This is a genomic window from Nocardioides sp. JQ2195 (genome assembly GCF_012272695.1).
Taxonomy (GTDB): Bacteria; Actinomycetota; Actinomycetes; order Propionibacteriales; family Nocardioidaceae; genus Nocardioides.
The window spans coordinates 3,612,484-3,628,096 of sequence record NZ_CP050902.1 but is presented as its reverse complement, the minus strand read 5'-3'; the positions used below and the strand labels follow the sequence as shown (position 1 = coordinate 3,628,096).

At 70.4% G+C, this 15,613-nt stretch carries 16 protein-coding genes; 10 read left to right on the top strand and 6 right to left on the bottom strand.

The annotated features are described in order from the left end of the window. The first annotated feature begins 2 nt into the window (after positions 1-2). The 6 genes from ncot_RS17230 (at position 3) to ncot_RS17205 (ending at position 7,453) form a co-directional block, all read left to right on the top strand. Entirely contained in the window at positions 3-1,043 is a 1,041-nt protein-coding gene (locus ncot_RS17230) for an AMP-binding protein (protein WP_168618707.1), read from the top strand. Continuing rightward, entirely contained in the window at positions 1,040-2,005 is a 966-nt protein-coding gene (locus ncot_RS17225) for an o-succinylbenzoate synthase (protein WP_168618706.1), read from the top strand. Before ncot_RS17230 ends, ncot_RS17225 begins: the two co-directional genes overlap by 4 nt. After that, positions 2,002-3,618, top strand: coding sequence for a 2-succinyl-5-enolpyruvyl-6-hydroxy-3-cyclohexene-1-carboxylic-acid synthase (gene menD / locus ncot_RS17220; RefSeq protein WP_168618705.1), 1,617 nt, complete (start codon positions 2,002-2,004; stop codon positions 3,616-3,618). The genes ncot_RS17225 and menD overlap by 4 nt, the downstream gene beginning before the upstream one ends. Positions 3,619-3,763: 145 nt before the next feature. Beyond that, positions 3,764-4,675 (top strand): helix-turn-helix transcriptional regulator, encoded by a 912-nt coding sequence (locus ncot_RS17215; protein WP_168618704.1) that lies wholly within the window; start codon positions 3,764-3,766, stop codon positions 4,673-4,675. A 43-nt stretch (positions 4,676-4,718) separates the two neighbouring features. Then, positions 4,719-6,584 carry a Na+/H+ antiporter gene (locus ncot_RS17210; protein WP_206065030.1) on the top strand — a complete coding sequence of 622 codons (1,866 nt, stop codon included), beginning with the start codon at positions 4,719-4,721 and terminating at the stop codon, positions 6,582-6,584. A 236-nt stretch (positions 6,585-6,820) separates the two neighbouring features. Continuing rightward, positions 6,821-7,453 carry an MBL fold metallo-hydrolase gene (locus ncot_RS17205; RefSeq protein ID WP_168618702.1) on the top strand — a complete coding sequence of 211 codons (633 nt, stop codon included), beginning with the start codon at positions 6,821-6,823 and terminating at the stop codon, positions 7,451-7,453. A gap of 7 nt (positions 7,454-7,460) precedes the next feature. On the opposite strand, the gene ncot_RS17200 is transcribed toward ncot_RS17205, so the two are convergent. From ncot_RS17200 to ncot_RS17180, 5 genes are all read right to left on the bottom strand, one after another. Next, a complete protein-coding gene (locus ncot_RS17200) occupies positions 7,461-8,294 on the bottom strand; it encodes an NAD(P)H-binding protein (RefSeq protein ID WP_168618701.1) in 834 nt (277 codons plus the stop codon). A 168-nt stretch (positions 8,295-8,462) separates the two neighbouring features. Then, the gene (locus ncot_RS17195; protein ID WP_168618700.1) at positions 8,463-9,710 is read right to left on the bottom strand and encodes an isochorismate synthase; all 1,248 of its coding nucleotides are present in this window, start codon (positions 9,708-9,710) and stop codon (positions 8,463-8,465) included. 43 nt (positions 9,711-9,753) lie between these two features. After that, on the bottom strand, positions 9,754-10,131 hold the full coding sequence (locus tag ncot_RS17190) for a hypothetical protein (RefSeq protein ID WP_168618699.1): 378 nt from the start codon (positions 10,129-10,131) through the stop codon (positions 9,754-9,756). After that, positions 10,128-10,850, bottom strand: a complete 723-nt coding sequence (locus ncot_RS17185) for a hypothetical protein (RefSeq protein ID WP_168618698.1) — start codon at positions 10,848-10,850, stop codon at positions 10,128-10,130. Before ncot_RS17185 ends, ncot_RS17190 begins: the two co-directional genes overlap by 4 nt. Then, positions 10,847-11,359 (bottom strand): hypothetical protein, encoded by a 513-nt coding sequence (locus tag ncot_RS17180; RefSeq protein ID WP_168618697.1) that lies wholly within the window; start codon positions 11,357-11,359, stop codon positions 10,847-10,849. Before ncot_RS17180 ends, ncot_RS17185 begins: the two co-directional genes overlap by 4 nt. A gap of 36 nt (positions 11,360-11,395) precedes the next feature. Between ncot_RS17180 and ncot_RS17175 the strand changes: the two genes are divergently transcribed. Then, positions 11,396-11,695 carry a hypothetical protein gene (locus tag ncot_RS17175; protein ID WP_168618696.1) on the top strand — a complete coding sequence of 100 codons (300 nt, stop codon included), beginning with the start codon at positions 11,396-11,398 and terminating at the stop codon, positions 11,693-11,695. A gap of 30 nt (positions 11,696-11,725) precedes the next feature. Here the strand turns inward: ncot_RS17175 and ncot_RS17170 are convergent, their stop codons facing one another. After that, the gene (locus ncot_RS17170; RefSeq protein ID WP_168618695.1) at positions 11,726-12,856 is read right to left on the bottom strand and encodes a peptidoglycan-binding protein; all 1,131 of its coding nucleotides are present in this window, start codon (positions 12,854-12,856) and stop codon (positions 11,726-11,728) included. Between the two features lie 148 nt (positions 12,857-13,004). On the opposite strand from ncot_RS17170, the gene ncot_RS17165 reads away from it, so the two are divergent. The 3 genes from ncot_RS17165 (at position 13,005) to ncot_RS17155 (ending at position 15,607) form a co-directional block, all read left to right on the top strand. Continuing rightward, positions 13,005-13,694 (top strand): demethylmenaquinone methyltransferase, encoded by a 690-nt coding sequence (locus ncot_RS17165; protein WP_168618694.1) that lies wholly within the window; start codon positions 13,005-13,007, stop codon positions 13,692-13,694. A gap of 209 nt (positions 13,695-13,903) precedes the next feature. Beyond that, positions 13,904-15,226 (top strand): geranylgeranyl reductase family protein, encoded by a 1,323-nt coding sequence (locus tag ncot_RS17160; protein ID WP_168618693.1) that lies wholly within the window; start codon positions 13,904-13,906, stop codon positions 15,224-15,226. A 21-nt stretch (positions 15,227-15,247) separates the two neighbouring features. After that, a complete protein-coding gene (locus tag ncot_RS17155) occupies positions 15,248-15,607 on the top strand; it encodes an NADH-quinone oxidoreductase subunit A (RefSeq protein ID WP_168618692.1) in 360 nt (119 codons plus the stop codon). The last annotated feature ends 6 nt before the right edge of the window (positions 15,608-15,613 follow it).

Sequence of the window (15,613 nt, the reverse complement as noted above, 5' to 3'; positions counted from 1 at the left end):
GCGTGAGCCTTCTTCGACCCGTCCACGGCACCACCCCCGAGGTGATCGCCGCGGTGCGTGCGTGGCTGGCCGACGCGGACGAGCCGGAGCCGCTGGTGGTCGAGACCTCGGGCTCCACCGGACGGCCCAAGCGCGTGGTGCTCCCGCGCCGGGCGCTGGTCGCGTCGGCGAACGCCACCCACGCCCGCCTCGGTGGCCCGGGCCGTTGGTTGCTCACGCTCCCCGCGTCGTACGTCGCGGGCTTGCAGGTGGTGATCCGCTCGCTGGTGGCCGGCGAGGAGCCGGTGGTGCTCGACGACCACGCGTCGTTCGCGGCCGCGGCGGCGCAGTGCGCGGCCGGCCCGGCGGCGTACCTCTCCCTGGTGCCGACCCAGATGCGCCGGATGCTGCAGAGCGAGACCGACGCGGAAGCGTTGACGCGCTTCGACGCCGTGCTGCTGGGCGGTGGCCCGATGGACCCCGCCCTGCGCGTGGAGGCCGAGGGGCGTGGCATCCGGGTCGTGGCGACCTACGGCTCCAGCGAGACCTCCGGTGGTTGTGTGTACGACGGCGTGCCCCTCGACGGTGTCGAGCTGGACGTGCGCGACGGCGAGCCGATCCGGATCGGTGGTCCGACCCTGTTCGAGGGCTACGACGGCGACCCCGACCTGACCGCGCGGGCCCTGGTCGACGGCTGGTTCGTCACCTCCGACCTCGGGCGCGTCGTCGACGGTCGGCTCCAGGTGCTCGGCCGGGTCGACGACATGGTCATCAGTGGCGGCGTCAACGTGCCGACCCCGGCAGTGGCCCGCCGCCTCCTCGACCACCCGATGGTCGAGGAGGTCGAGGTCCTCGGCATCACCGACCCCGAGTGGGGGCAACGCGTGGTGGCCTTCCTGGTCGGCGACCTCGGGCTGGAGCAGGCCCGTGACTGGGTGGCCGTCGAGCACCCGCGGGCGTGGGCACCGCGCCAGGTGATCGGCCTGGAGACCATGCCCTTCCTGGCCACCGGCAAGGTGGACCGGATCGCGCTGCGCGCCCTGCTCGAGGAGGTCCACCGGTGAACCACGTCTACTCCATCCCCCTGCGCACGCGGTTCCGTGGCATCAGCGTGCGCGAGGGCGTGCTGATCGAGGGCGAGGCGGGCTTCGGCGAGTGGAGCCCGTTCCTGGAGTACGACCCGGCCGAGGCCGAACCCTGGCTGCGCTGCGCGGAAGAGGCAGCGGCCGGGGACTGGCCCGCGCCCGTGCGCGACGTCGTGCCGGTCAACGTCACCGTCCCGGCCACCAACGCGGAGCGCGCCCACGAGATCGTCACCCGTGGTGGGTGCGCCACCGCGAAGGTGAAGGTCGCCGAGCGCGGCCAGACGCTGGGTGACGACCTGGCCCGCCTGGAGGCCGTCCGCGACGCGATCGGGTCGACCGGGCTCATCCGGGTCGATGCCAACGGCGGCTGGGAGGTCGACGAGGCGATCAGCGCCATCCGCGCGCTCGACCGAGCCGCCGGCGGCCTGGAGTACGTCGAGCAGCCGTGCGCCGCGGTCGAGGACCTCGCCGCCGTGCGCCGGGCGGTCGAGGTGCCGATCGCTGCCGACGAGTCGATCCGTCGCGCAGCAGACCCCTACCGGGTCCGTGACCTGGAGGCGGCCGACATCGCGGTGCTCAAGGTGCAGCCCCTCGGCGGGGTGCGGGCCTGCCTGCGGATCGCCGAGGACATCGGGCTCCCGGTGGTGGTCTCGAGCGCGCTGGAGACGTCGGTGGGCATCGCGGCCGGGGTGGCACTGGCCGCGGCCCTGCCCGAGCTGCCCCACGCCTGCGGGCTGGCCACCGTGCAGCTGTTCACCGACGACGTGGTGGCTCGACCCTTGCTGCCGGTCGACGGGATGCTGCCGGTGCAACGTCCGGTCGTGCTCGACGAGGCGTTGACCCGTCTCGCCGCGGCCCCGGAACGCGTGGCCCACTGGGCAGGTCGCCGGGCCGACATCGATGCGCTGCGCCGCTCGGTGCGGCAGGATCGGCAGGCATGAGCCCCCCGCGCGCAAACGCCTCCACCGAGCTCGCCCGGTCGCTCCTCGACATGTTGACCTCGGCCGGTGTGGCCGAGGTGGTGCTGTCTCCGGGGTCGCGCAACGCACCCCTGGCCTTCGCCGCGTGGGACGCGTCGACCGCCGGCCGGCTCCGCCTGCACACCCGCATCGACGAGCGCACCGCCGGCTTCCTGGCCCTCGGCATGGCCAAGGTCGGACACCACTCCGCGGTGATGTGCACCTCGGGCACGGCCGCGGCGAACCTGCACCCCGCGGTCCTCGAGGCAGCGCACGCCGGTGTGTCGATGGTCGTGGTGACCGCGGACCGGCCCGCTGCCCTGCGCGGCACGGGCGCCAGCCAGACCACCGACCAGGTGCGCATCTTCGGTGACGCGGCCACGTTCTTCGACGTGGCCGACCCCGAGGGGCTCGAGGAGGTCCGCGAGGCCCTGTCGCTGCTCGACCACGGGTGCCTGCCGATCCACGTCAACATCCAGTTCACCCCGCCACTGGTCCCGGACGCACCGTGGCACCACACCGGGGACGCGGTGCAACCGAGGATGCGACGACGGGAGAGGATGCACGGCCAACGCGAGCTGCAGCTCGGCCCGAGCACGGTCGTGGTGGCCGGTGACGACGCCGGCCCGCGAGCCCGGGTGCTGGCCGAGTCGGGTGGGTGGCCGCTGCTGGCCGAGCCCACGAGTGGGGCTCGCAACGGGGACAACGCGCTGCGCTGCTACCGCCTCCTGCTCGACGGCGAGCTGGGCCGACGCATCGAGCGCGTGGTCGTCGCCGGCCACCCCACGCTCTCGCGCCCGGTGACCCGGCTCCTCGAACGTGACGACGTCGAGGTCATCTCGGTGCCGCCGCGGGGATGGTGGGCGCAACGCCCCTTCCCGGTGGATCGGGAGGCGCACGCACTGACCGTGGTCGGCAGGGACGATCCCGCCTGGCTGGCCGAGTGGCAGGCCGCCGACCGTCGGGTCGCCCGGGCGCTCGACCGCCTGCTGGCCGCAGAGGCCGGCATCACGCCGTACGCCGTGGCCGGTGCCGTCTGCCGGGCCCTCCCGCCGAGCGGCCTCCTGCTCGTGGGCGCGTCGAGCCCGATCCGCGACCTCGACCTGATGGCGCCCTCGCGGACGGTGGGCGAGCGTCGCAAGCTGATCGCCAACCGTGGGCTGGCCGGCATCGACGGCACCATCTCCACCGCGATCGGTGCTGCGCTGGCCCGGCCGCACGGTGAACGCAACCTGGCACTGATGGGCGACGTGACGTTCCTGCACGACGCCAACGGGTTGGTGCTGGGCCCCGGCGAGGCAGAGCCCGACCTCACCGTCGTCGTGGTCAACGACGACGGTGGCTCGATCTTCACCATGCTCGAGCAGGGCGATCCGACCTTCGCCGATCGCTACGACAAGCTCTTCGGGACCCCTCACGGAGTCGACCTCGCCAGCCTCTGTGCGGCCACCCGCACCCCGCACTGGAAGGTCGATTCCCTGCCCGAGCTGGAGCAGGCGCTGGCCTCGCCCAACGGGGGGATCGAGGTCGTCGAGGTCGTCGTACGCCGCGACAACCGGCGCGAGCTGGACGCGAGCATCCGCGCGCTCGGCTGAACACCTGGGCTGTCGCAATGTCTCATGGCACCCCGAGCCCCGAGGGTGACGAGGTCGGCGCACGGATCAGGCACCACTTGCCGGCTCGCTCCGATCGCGCAAGGCTGATCAAGCAGCACGACCAGCGGAGCCGGAGGATGAGCTCGTGACCGCAACCGAGAGCTTCGTGGACTTCATCGACCACCTCACCGAGGCGCTCGACGACCACGAGGCGTCGGGTGAGGAGCTGGCCGCGCGACTGCACTTCTCACGCTTCCACTTCGACCGGATGATCCGTTCGGTGGCGGGGGAGCCACCGAATGCCTTGCGCCGACGTGTCCTGATGGAGCGGGCGGCGTACCGGATGATCACCACCAAGGTGCCGCTGATCGACATCGCGGTGGAGGCGGGCTACGGCTCGCACGAGGCCTTCACCCGGGCCTTCACCAAGGCGTACGGCGTGCCGCCGGCGACCTGGCGTCGCCGGCCCGGTCACATCCAGATCGCCGCACCCAGCGGCGTGCACTTCCACCCACCGGCCAGCCTCAGGCTGCCGGCGAGAGACAAGGTGAGCTCGATGGATCTGTTGACGAAGATGGTGGAGCACCACATCTGGCTGACCGGCGAGATGGTGCACCTGGCCGAACGGCTCACCGACGAGCAGCTCGACGCGCCTATCGGACTCGCGGTCGACGAGGACCAGCAGACCATCAGGTCGCTGCTGTCCCGACTGATCGGCCAGATGGGCATGTGGAACGCGGCGATGGCGACCCGTGACTACGACTGGTCCCTCGAGGAGCACGAGTCCTTGAGCTCGATGCGTGCCCGACTCGCGGCGGAGGGCCCGACCTATCTCGGACACGTCCGTGACGTGGTCGATGCCGGTCGCCTGGACGAGACCTTCGTCGACGCCCTGTGCGCGGAGCCCGAGGTGTTCACGTACGGCGGCATGATCGCCCACGTGCTGACCTTCGCGGCCCACCGGCGCACCCTCGTCGTCCTGGCGCTCGACAGCCACGGCATCTCGGAGCTGGGTTGGGGAGACCCGATGAAGTGGGTCGCCGAGCCGATCGCCTGAGCGTCTGGCCGCTGGCCGCCGGCCGCTCGACAGCCGGTGGACAATGGCGTTCGTGGAGATCGCCTTTCAGCTCATCGTGCTGGCCGTTGCGGGACTGACCCTCACCGGGCTGGCACAACGGCTGGACTTCCCGGCGCCGATGCTGCTGATCGCGGCCGGCATCACGGCCAGCTTCCTGCCGATCGTGCCCGAGGTGCACCTGTCCCACGACGTCGTGCTCCTCGGGTTGTTGCCGCCGCTGCTCTACAGCGCGGCGCTCACCACGTCCCTCGTCGACTTCAACGCCAACCGGGGGTCGATCCTGCTGCTCTCGATCGGCCTGGTCATCTTCACCACGGCCGGTGTCGCGGTCGTCGTGCACCTGCTGCTGCCCGGGGTCTCGTGGCCGGCGGCGATCGCGATCGGCGCGGTGGTCGCCCCGCCGGACGCAGTGGCGGCGACCTCGGTGGCCCGGCGGATCGGCCTGCCCCGGCGGATCGTCACCATCCTCGAGGGTGAGTCCCTGCTCAACGACGCCACCGCTCTGGTCTCCCTGCGTACGGCGATCGCGGCCATGTCCACGTCGGTCGCCTTCCACGAGGTGGGGCTGGACTTCCTGCGGGCATCGGTGGGCGGGCTGCTGGTCGGCCTCGTCGCGTTCTTCGTGGTGGCCAAGGTCCGCCGGAAGATCGACGACTCGCTCCTCGACACCGGCGTCTCGCTGGTGACTCCGTTCGCGGCCTACCTGCTGGCCGAGGAGATCGAGGCCAGCGGGGTGATCGCCGTGGTGGTGGCCGGGCTCCTGCTCGGGCACAAGGCGCCGGTGCTGCAGAACGCCCAGTCCCGGATCGCGGAGCGGATGAACTGGCGCACGATCGCCTTCGTCCTGGAGAACACGGTCTTCCTCCTGATCGGGCTGCAGGCGCGGTGGATCGTCCAGGACGTGATCGACAGCGACCTCTCCGCTGGCCGGGTGGTGCTGGTCTGTGCCGCTGCCCTGGTGGCCGTGATGGCACTGCGGATGATCTGGGTCTTCCCGGTGCGCTCGTTGCTGAGCATGCCCCGCGGCAACCGAGGTGGGCACTGGACCAGCACCTTCGTGCTCGGCTGGGCCGGCATGCGTGGGGTGGTCACCCTCGCTGCCGCGTTCCTGATCCCCGAGGAGACCGCGCACCGTCCGATCCTTCTCCTGATCGCGTTCACCGTGGTGGCCGGGACGCTGTTCATCCAGGGCCTGTCCCTGCCGTGGGTGGCACGCCGGCTCAAGGTGCCGTCGCCGGATCCGGCAGAGGAAGCCTTGGCCCGGGCCACCCTGCTGCACCAGGCCACCGAGGCGGGGTTCGCCGTCGTCGACGCCGACGACGAGGACCCGCACGGTGCCCTCGACCTGATCAGGGCCCGTGTCGACCAGCGCAACTTCGCGGTCTGGGAACAGCTCGGCGACCCCGACGGTGACCACGAGACCCCGAGCCAGGCCTATGGTCGGATCAGGCTCTCGATGATCGAGGCCGAGCGGACCAAGGTGCTCGAGGTCCGCAGCAAGGGGCAGGTGCCGCACACCGTGGTCCAGGAGGTGCTGACGATGCTGGACATCGAGGAGTCGATGATCGACGTGGCAGCAGCAGACGGAGACCGGGTGCGCGCCACCCGCAGCGAGGCGCGGGCCACCGGTGACCTGTGCGATGACCTGGCCGCTGACGTCGAGGAGGTCGAGCCGCAGACGCCGGGGGAGTGCACCGGCTGCCTGGCCGAGGGGACGGCGTGGGTGCACCTGAGGATGTGCCAGGACTGTGGTTATGTCGGCTGCTGCGACTCGTCACCGCGACGGCACGCCACCGAGCACTTCAAGGACTCCGGCCACCGGGTGATGCGGTCGGTCGAGCCGGGGGAGTCCTGGCGCTGGTGCTTCGTCCACCACGTCACCGGGTGACCCAGAAAAATTCTGGGAGAAATTTCGATTCTCCTTGTCCCCCGGACACAGGGCGCTATAGTTTTCAATGACGCACCAACCGGGACCCGAGACCCGGTTGGTGCGTCGTGCATTTCCGGAAGAGGTCAGGAGGAGAGCCTCCGAGGAGGTCCCGAGGAACGTCCGGAGGTGACGAGCGCAGGGCGGACAGCGCGGGCTGCGCCGGTCCGTCCGCGGGCGCGAACTACGATCGTCACATGCGCATCACGAAGTTCGGCCATGCCTGTGTCCGCATCGAGGACGGTGGGCAGGTGGTGGTGCTCGATCCGGGTGTCTTCACCGATCCCGAGGCCGTCGACGCCGCCACCGCGGTGCTGATCACCCACGAGCACGCCGACCACTACGACGCGGACCGGCTGCGGGCCACGGAGGCGCCGATCTTCACCATCGACGCGGTCGCCGCGAAGATCGCCGAGGACGCCCCGGACCTCGCGGAGCGTGTCACCGTGGTGACCCCCGACCAGCACTTCGACGTCGGCGTCCCGGTGCGTGCAGTGGGCAAGCTGCACGCGGTCATCCACCCCGAGCTGCCGCGCTTCCACAACAGCGGTTTCGTGCTCAGCGTCGGTGGCCGGCGGATCTATCACCCCGGTGACGCACTGACGCATCCCGGCGAGGACGTGGACGTCCTGCTGGTCCCGTCGAGCGCGCCGTGGCTGAAGGCATCCGAGGCGATCGACTTCGTCCGCGAGGTGAACGCGCCGTCGAACCTGGCCATCCACGACCGGATCTACACCGAGGCCGCGCACGGCATGCTCGAGCGGCACATGGACATGTTCCTGCCCGAGGGCCACAGCTACGTCCGACGCGCCGACGGCGAGGACCTGTGAGCGCGGACTAGACCGGACCGAGCGCCGCTTCGAGCGTGCGGGCCGGCTGGCGGAGCAGCCGCTCCACGTCGTCGGTGACCCGGGCCACCGAGCCGTCGGCGATGGCCGTGTAGGTGCTCACCCACGCGTCGAGCTGCCACTGCTCCGCGTCGTACGCCGCCCGGCGGGACGCATAGGCCTCCTCGACGGTCTCCTCCACGTAGCGCAGGTCCCGGCCCAGCACGCTGCCGGCCCGTGTCGCGACCTCGTCGAGCCGGAGTGCCTCCGGGCCGGTCAGCTCGTAGGTCGTGTCGCGGTGCTCGTGCGGCGAGCGCAGGACCGCTGCAGCCACCTCGGCAACGTCCGCGCGGGCGACGGCGGCGACCCGTCCGGACCCGGCCGGCCCCCGGATCGCCCCCGTCTCGTCGGCGAAGAGTGGCAGCACGTCGAGGTAGAAGTTGTCGCGCAGGAGGGTGAACCTCATCGAGGATGCGCGGATCGCCGACTCGGCGTCCCAGTGGTCACGACCGAGGGTGAAGGTCGCGTCGGGGGCCGCGCCGGCGAACGACGTGTAGACGAGGTGGCCGACCCCCGCGGAGGCGGCCGCCTCGATGAACGCTCGGTGCTCGGTGCGGCGGGTCGCCGACTCGGCCGCGGAGACCATGAACAGCACCTCGATCCCGGCCAGGGCCCGTCGCGCCGCGTCGGGATCGGCGTACGACGCCACGGCCACCTCGGTGCCGGGGATCGAGGGAGCGCGGGCGGGGTCGCGCACGACCAGTCGGGGTGACCTGTCGGCGAGGAGTCGCGCGACGGCACCGCCGACCGCGCCGCTGGAGCCGGTGACTGCGATGGAGGGCATCTCAGAATCCTGCCACGAGGTCGTCGATGTGCGCCCGGAAGCGTGGGCACCGGGCGATGTCGTGGGCCTGGCAGTGCACGGCGTGCTCGGTCATCGCCCGGGAGATCTGCATCGCCTCGATGGTCCGGTCGATGTCGGCGATGTGCCCTTCGAGGACGGGAGGGACGATCAGTTGGAGGCGGTGAGCGCGTCGCGGACCGGGACGAACTTGGCCTGCGACTCGGCCAGCTCGGCCTCGGGGTTGGAGTCCCCGACGATGCCGCATCCGGCGAAGAGCCGGACGGTGGGGCCGTCGACATGGGCGGAGCGCAGCGCGATGCCCCACTCACCGTCCCCGCCAGCGTCGAGCCAGCCGACCGGGCCGGCGTAGCGTCCCCGGTCCATGCCCTCGATCTCGGTGATCAACGCGGTCGCCACCTCGGTGGGCGTCCCGCCGACGGCGGCCGAGGGGTGCAGCGCTGCAGCCAGGTCCAGCGAGGACACGCTCTCGGCGTCGTGCACCACCCCGGCCACGTCGGTGGCCAGGTGCATCACGTTGGGCAGGTGCAGCACGAACGGGGCCTCGGGCACGTTCATCGAGGAGCAGTGCGGTTCGAGGGCCTCGGCGACCGAGCGGACGGCGTACTCGTGCTCCTCGAGGTCCTTCGACGAGCGGGCCAGGGTGGCGGCCAGGGCGAGGTCGCGGTCGTCGTCACCGGTGCGCCGGATGGTGCCGGCCAGCACCCGGGAGGTGACCAGGCCGCGCTCGCGGCGGACCAGCATCTCGGGGGTGGCGCCGAACAGTCCGTCGACGTGGAAGGTCCAGCACATCGGGTAGGACTCGGCCAGACGCCGCATCGGCCACCGGACGTCGACGTCGGTGTCGGAGGTGGCGACCAGGTCGCGGGCCAGCACGACCTTCTCGAGGTCACCACGGTTGATGCGGGCCACGGCGTCACCGACCACCGACATCCACTCGTCGCCGTTGCGGGAACCGTCGGCGAAGCTGACCGAGGGGGCACGTGGGATGTCGGCCGGAGCCAGGCCGGGGGCCTCGCAGTCGACGGTGGTGATCCACGACAGGCCTCCGCGCCGGCCGATGACGACGCGGGGGAGCACCAGGGTGGAGTCGCCGGGCTCGTCGGCGAAGCCGAAGCTGCCGAACGCCACCGCTCCGGTGCCGGGCTCGTTGACCTCGTTGACGACCTCGAGGCGGGCGACGGTCTCGTCCCACCACTTCGCGGCGTCGGAGAACCGGGTCGGCCCCGACGTGCGCACCTGCGCTGCGACCCCCCAGCCGACGAGCCCGTCGCCACGATGGATCCAGCTCACGGGTGAGTCGTCCGGGACGACATCGAGGAGCGCACCCACCGCGTCGGGCTCGAGACGTGCGGTGCGTACGACGATCCGCTCGTCGGCTGCCTGTTCGGGAGTCACGAGGGATCAGCCTACGCTGCGGACCATGGGTCCTGTGCCGGAGTCAGTCGTCCTCACGCAGGAGGGGGCTGTCCCCGGCAGACGGGATCGGCTCGACCCGCTCGGGCAGCCCGAGCTCCTCGCGGCGTCGGGCTTCCTCCGCCTGGCCCTGGCGGGCCAGGTCAGCACGCTGCTCGGGGGTGAGCTGTTCCCAGGCCTCCGAGAACCGCTGCATGCCCTTGTCGAGCTCGGCCTCGAAGGCCGGGTCGCGGATGACCTCGCGCAGCCCCATCCGGCCGGCGAAGAGGTCGTCGACCAGCCGGCGTACGGCGGGGTCCTCGGTCTGGTCGCGGATCGCGGTGAGATTCGCCTTGAGCGACTCGGACCGCAGCCGGTCACCGCGGGTGAACGCGGCGACGGGGTCCCAGTCGTCGGGCATCATCGCGTCACGTCCGGGTGGTCGTAGGCGGAGGTGGGCAGCTCGAGGTCCTGGTCGACGTGCAGCATACCGAGGGGTCCGGCGGTCAGGCCGATCACGCCCTTGGCGGCCGTCGAGGCGTGGCCGTGGGCCTCCACCACCTTCATCCAGGTGCTGGTCGCCTTGTAGGCGAGGTAGGCGGTGCCGACCCCACCGATCGCCAGCCCGACACCGGTCCAGGAGCTGGCCGCGGTGGCGGCAGCGGCGATGCCGAGCTCGATCAGGTAGTCGAGCAGCAGCCCGAGGAGGTCGTTGATCGTCTCTCCCCAGCTCTTGATCCCCGTCGCAGTCGTCGCGTAGGCCTTGGCGATGTCGTCCAGCGGGGTCTGCAGCTCGTCGATGGCCACGGCAAGCTTCTCGAAGTAGACCGAGGCGTTGTCGGCCGCGTTGCCGTCCCAGAACGGGTTCATCGTCACCCGGGCCGCGTTGACGTCCTTGGCCAGCAGGTGCATGTACTCGCCCAGCTGTTCCAGTGCGGTGCCGGCCTGGGACACCTTCTGCCAGTCGCCGGCGAACTCGGAGACGAGCCACGAGGCCGGGTCGTAGCCGATCACGATCTCGATGCCCTTGCGCAGGTAGAAGGACGGCGAGATGTAGTCACCGAGCCCCAGCAGGACGTCGACCCCCGAGGGGATCTGCGCCTGGGGCCACGGGAAGTCGAGGGCTTCGGAGGGGAGGCTCATGCGATCGGGTACTCCGGCTGGTCGTCGAGATATCCCGGAGGGCCGGGAGCGATGATCATGCCGTCGTCGTCGGACGACGGCGGATCCTGGTCGGCGGGGGGCGTGTAGTCGCCCGGGTCCTCGGGGACGGTGTCCTCGAAGTCGGGATCGTCGGTGTAGCGCTCGTCCGTCGGGATCGTGGGGTCACGGTCGATCTGGGCATCCATGCTGCGCTCGGTGGAGCTGTCGGTCTCGCAGTACCACGTCGCCACCGCCCCGAGCTCGCGGCCGGAGTTCCTCAGCAGGCGCTTGATCCGCGCCAGCACGTCGTCGAGCCTCGTCACGACCCCGTCGTTGACGTTGTCGATGTGCACGAAGAACACGCCGTTGTCGGCACCGGTGATCTTGAGGTAGGTGCTCTTGTACGCGTCTGCCTTGTCCACGTCGGCGGCCAGGGCCCTCAGCCGGTCACGGGCGGTGCGGAGCGCATCTGTCTCGACCTTGAAGTTCACGATCGTGAAGGTACCCATCGGGGCCAACCCCGAAACCGGCTAGGTTCGGGTCCCATGTCCGAGGAATCGATCGCCGCCGCCGTCCACCGTCGCTGGCGTCTGCGCCTGGCCATCGCCGTCGTGCTGATGGCGCTGGGTGCGCTGGCCTCCACGGCGATCTCCGCCGGGTACGGCGAGTCGCTGGTGGTGCCGGTGCTGCTCTGGGTGGGGGTGGTCTGCATCGTCATGGCTTGGCGCAGCGTGCCCCACGGCGTTCGTGACTCCGAGCGTCCCGCGATGGCGAGATCGGCCATCTGGACCGTGCTGGGACTGCTGGCGTACGTCGTGGGGCCGCTGCTGGTCTCCCGGTTCTGAGCCCTCTGGCCGCACGGAGCGGCGCTGGCGTCAGGACCAGTAGACGACAACCTTGTCGCCGACGGCGACCTGCTCGTAGAGCCACGCGAGACCGTTGTAGTCGCGCACGTTCACGCAGCCGTGGGAGGCGCCGGCATAGCCGCGGGCGGCGAAGTCGGAGGAGTAGTGCACCGCCTGCCCGCCCGAGAAGAACATCGAGAACGGCATCGCCGAGCCGAACTCGTTGGACACGTGGTCGATGTCCTTCCAGCCGACGTGGAAGGTGCCCTCGCGGGTCGGCGTGTTGTTGAGCGTCGAGCCGAACCGCACGTCGAGGGTCTGCAGCACCTTGCCGTCGACCACCCAGCGCAGCGTGCGGCTGGTCTTATCGATGCACAGCACGCGTCCGGTGGTGCAGCGCGAGTCGAGCGCGGCGCTGGTGGCACCGCCGGGGTCCGGGGCGATGTTGTGCTTGGCGTCGTGGGACGGCGTGCTCGTCATGGCGTGCAGGCGGTCCATCGTGCGCTGGTCGACCTCGCCGGTGACGGGGATCTGGCGCTTCTCCTGGAAGCCCTTGACCGCGGCGACGGTGGCCGGGTCATAGGTGCCGGTGACCAGGCCGGAGAGCCACTGGATCGCCTTGAGCCGGGCCTGCAGGTCGCGCACGTCCTCCCCGCTGTCGCCGGACGAGAGGATCGCCGGGCCGGGCCGCAGGATGTTGAACATCTGGTCGTGGGTCGGCGTCTCGGTCATCCTGACCAACCTGTGCCAGGACTTCTGGTCCATCACGCCGGTGGCCTCGAGGCCGCGCTTCTCCTGCCAGCCGGCAACGGCCTCCTCGGTGGTGCCGTCGTAGACCCCCGTGGTCCTCTCCGGGAGCCACTGCATCTGGAAGAGACGGTGCTGGAGCTCGCGGACCTGCTCACCCTTGTCGCCGGGCTGGAGAACCGGGGACGGCTTCGCGGGCTTGACCTCCTTGACCGGCACGTCCTGCTCGTCCGCGTCCCCTCGCGGGGTTCCTGCCGTGCCGTCTCGGCCCGTGTCCTTGGCGGTGGCCTGCGAGGGCGCGGCCGTGGCGGAGTCCTCGTTGAGGTGCCGCACGGCGACTCCGGCGCCGAAGGCCGTGGCCGACATCAGCACCAGCGCGATCACGGTCAGGAAGAAGATGCGTAGGGCCCTCATGAGAGTCCTCCAGGTTCCGGGGAAGAATTTCCAGTGTCACAAGGCATGACGCAGGAACCGCGCATTTGGTTGCCGGAAGTTTTCTTCCCGTGACCCAGTCGTGACCTCTCCAGTGCTCGGCGTGGGCCTCGCGCATAGTCTGTGCGACGTGACTCGCGCTGAACTGGACAAGGACCCGCACGACGTACGCCGCATGTTCGACGCGGTGGCTCGTCGCTACGACATCACCAACGACGTGTTGTCGATGGGCCAGGACCGTCGCTGGCGCAAGGACGTCATCAACGCGGTCGACCCGAGGCCCGGCGAGCTCGTGCTCGACCTGGCCGCCGGCACCGGCACCTCCAGCCAGCCCTTCGCCGACCTGGGGGCGACCGTGGTCCCGTGTGACTTCTCGATCGGCATGCTCGAGGTCGGGAAGCAGGCGAAGCCGCACCTGCCGTTCACCGCGGGTGACGGGACCCAGCTGCCGTTCGCCGACGACACGTTCGATGCGGTGACCATCTCCTTCGGCCTGCGCAACATCGTCGACCCGAAGGCTGGCCTGCGGGAGCTGCGCCGGGTGACCAAGCCGGGTGGCCGCATCGTGGTGTGCGAGTTCAGCCACCCGACCTTCGCACCGTTCCGCACGGTCTACATGGAGTACCTGATGAAGGCGCTCCCCGCGATCGCGCGCGCGGTGTCGTCGAGCCCGGACGCCTACGTCTACCTGGCGGAGTCGATCCGCGCCTGGCCGGACCAGCAGGGCCTGTCGCAGTGGCTCGCGGAGGCCGGCTGGACCGGCTGCGAGTTCCGCAACCTCAGTGGGGGGATCGTCGCCCTGCACCGCGCCACCGCCTGACCCCGGGCACCGCGTGCCGCCGGTCGAATTACGGCACGTCATCGTGGGCTAAATCGTGAGGTGGGCGGTGATCGACGTGGAGGTCACCCCCGGGTTCCGTTGGTGGTGGCTCGGTCCTAGACTGTGGCGCAGGCCACCATGTGAAGTGGTTCACAAACTCACATGCAGCCCGTTGGATCAAGCGTCGACCTGAATGAGGGAGCCCTGCGATGACTGCCGCCGCCATGCTGCCCGCAGCGGATCGCCAGGCCCAGGTCATCATCGTCGGAGCCGGCCCCGCCGGTGCCGCCACCGCCTTCCACCTCGCCGGTGCCGGCATCGACGTCCTCGTCCTCGAGAAGACCTCGTTCCCCCGCGACAAGATCTGCGGTGACGGACTGACCCCGCGGGCGGTCAAGCAGCTGCTCGGGATGGGCTTCGACCTCGACGAGCCCGGCTGGCAGAAGAACAAGGGCCTCCGGATCATCGGCGCCGGGCACCGCATCGAGCTGCCCTGGCCCGACCTCACGACCTTTCCGCCGTTCGGGATGGCACGGGCCCGGACGGACCTCGACGAGCTGCTGGCCCGGCATGCCCAGAAGGCCGGCGCGCGGCTGCGCGAGAACACGTCCGTCACCGGACCGGTCTTCGACGAACGCACCGGCCGGGTGGTCGGCGTACGCGCCAGGTCCGTCGACGAGCGGGGCCGCAAGTACGGCGACGAGCTCGAGTTCCGCGCTCCCGTCGTCATCGCCTGTGACGGTGTCAGCGCCCGCATGGCCACCTCGCTGGGCATCGAGCGCCGCGAGAACCGGCCGATGGCGGTGGCCTGCCGGGCCTACTACCGGACCCCCATGCACGACGACGACTACATGGAGTCGTGGCTGGAGCTGTGGGACGGTCCCAGGAATTCGCCGCAGTCCAACGAGGCAAATCTGTTGCCCGGCTACGGCTGGATCTTCCCGCTCGGTGACGGCACCGCCAACGTCGGCCTCGGCATCCTCAACACCAGCTCCGCCTTCCAGAACATGGACTACAAGGAGTCGATGCGCCGGTGGCTGGCGAACACGCCCGAGGAGCTGGGCTTCCGCGACCAGAACCTGACCGCACCGATCCGCTCCGCGGCCCTGCCGATGGGCTTCAACCGCAAGCCCCACTACCGCAACGGGATGCTGCTGGTCGGCGACTCCGGCGGCATGGTCAACCCGTTCAACGGTGAGGGCATCGACTACGCCCTCGAGGCCGGGAAGATGGCCGCCGAGACCGTCGTCCAAGCACTCGGCCGCCTGCCCGGACAGGGACGCGAGCGGGTGCTGGAGGGTTACCCCGCGGCCCTCGACGCGGCGTACGGCGGCTACTTCACGCTCGGCCGTGCCTTCGCCCACCTCGTCGGCAACCCGATCTTCATGAAGCAGGCGACGAAGTACGGCCTGCCCCGGCCTCGGCTGATGCGGTTCACGCTCAAGCTGATGGCCAACCTCACCGATCCCCGCGACGGGGACGCGATGGACCGGATCATCAACGCACTCAGCAAGGTGGCGCCCAATGCATGAGCGGATCGAGGGGATGGACTGATGGAGCTCTACACACCGGTGCTCTACCTGGGGGCGCTGGCCGCCGGGTTCGCGATCTTCTCGATCGTGGTCAGCTCGCTGACCGGCCCGGCCCGGTACAACCGGGCCAAGCTCGACTCCTACGAGTGCGGCATCGAGCCCACCCCGCAGGCGGCCGGTGGCGGCCGCTTCCCGGTGAAGTACTACATCACCGCGATGCTCTTCATCGTCTTCGACATCGAGATCATCTTCCTCTACCCGTGGGCCGTGCACTTCGACGCGATGCGCCTCTTCGGGCTCGTCGAGATGGTCATCTTCATCGCCACGGTCTTCGTCGCCTACGCATACGTGTGGCGACGCGGCGGACTTGAGTGGGACTGAGAGGCA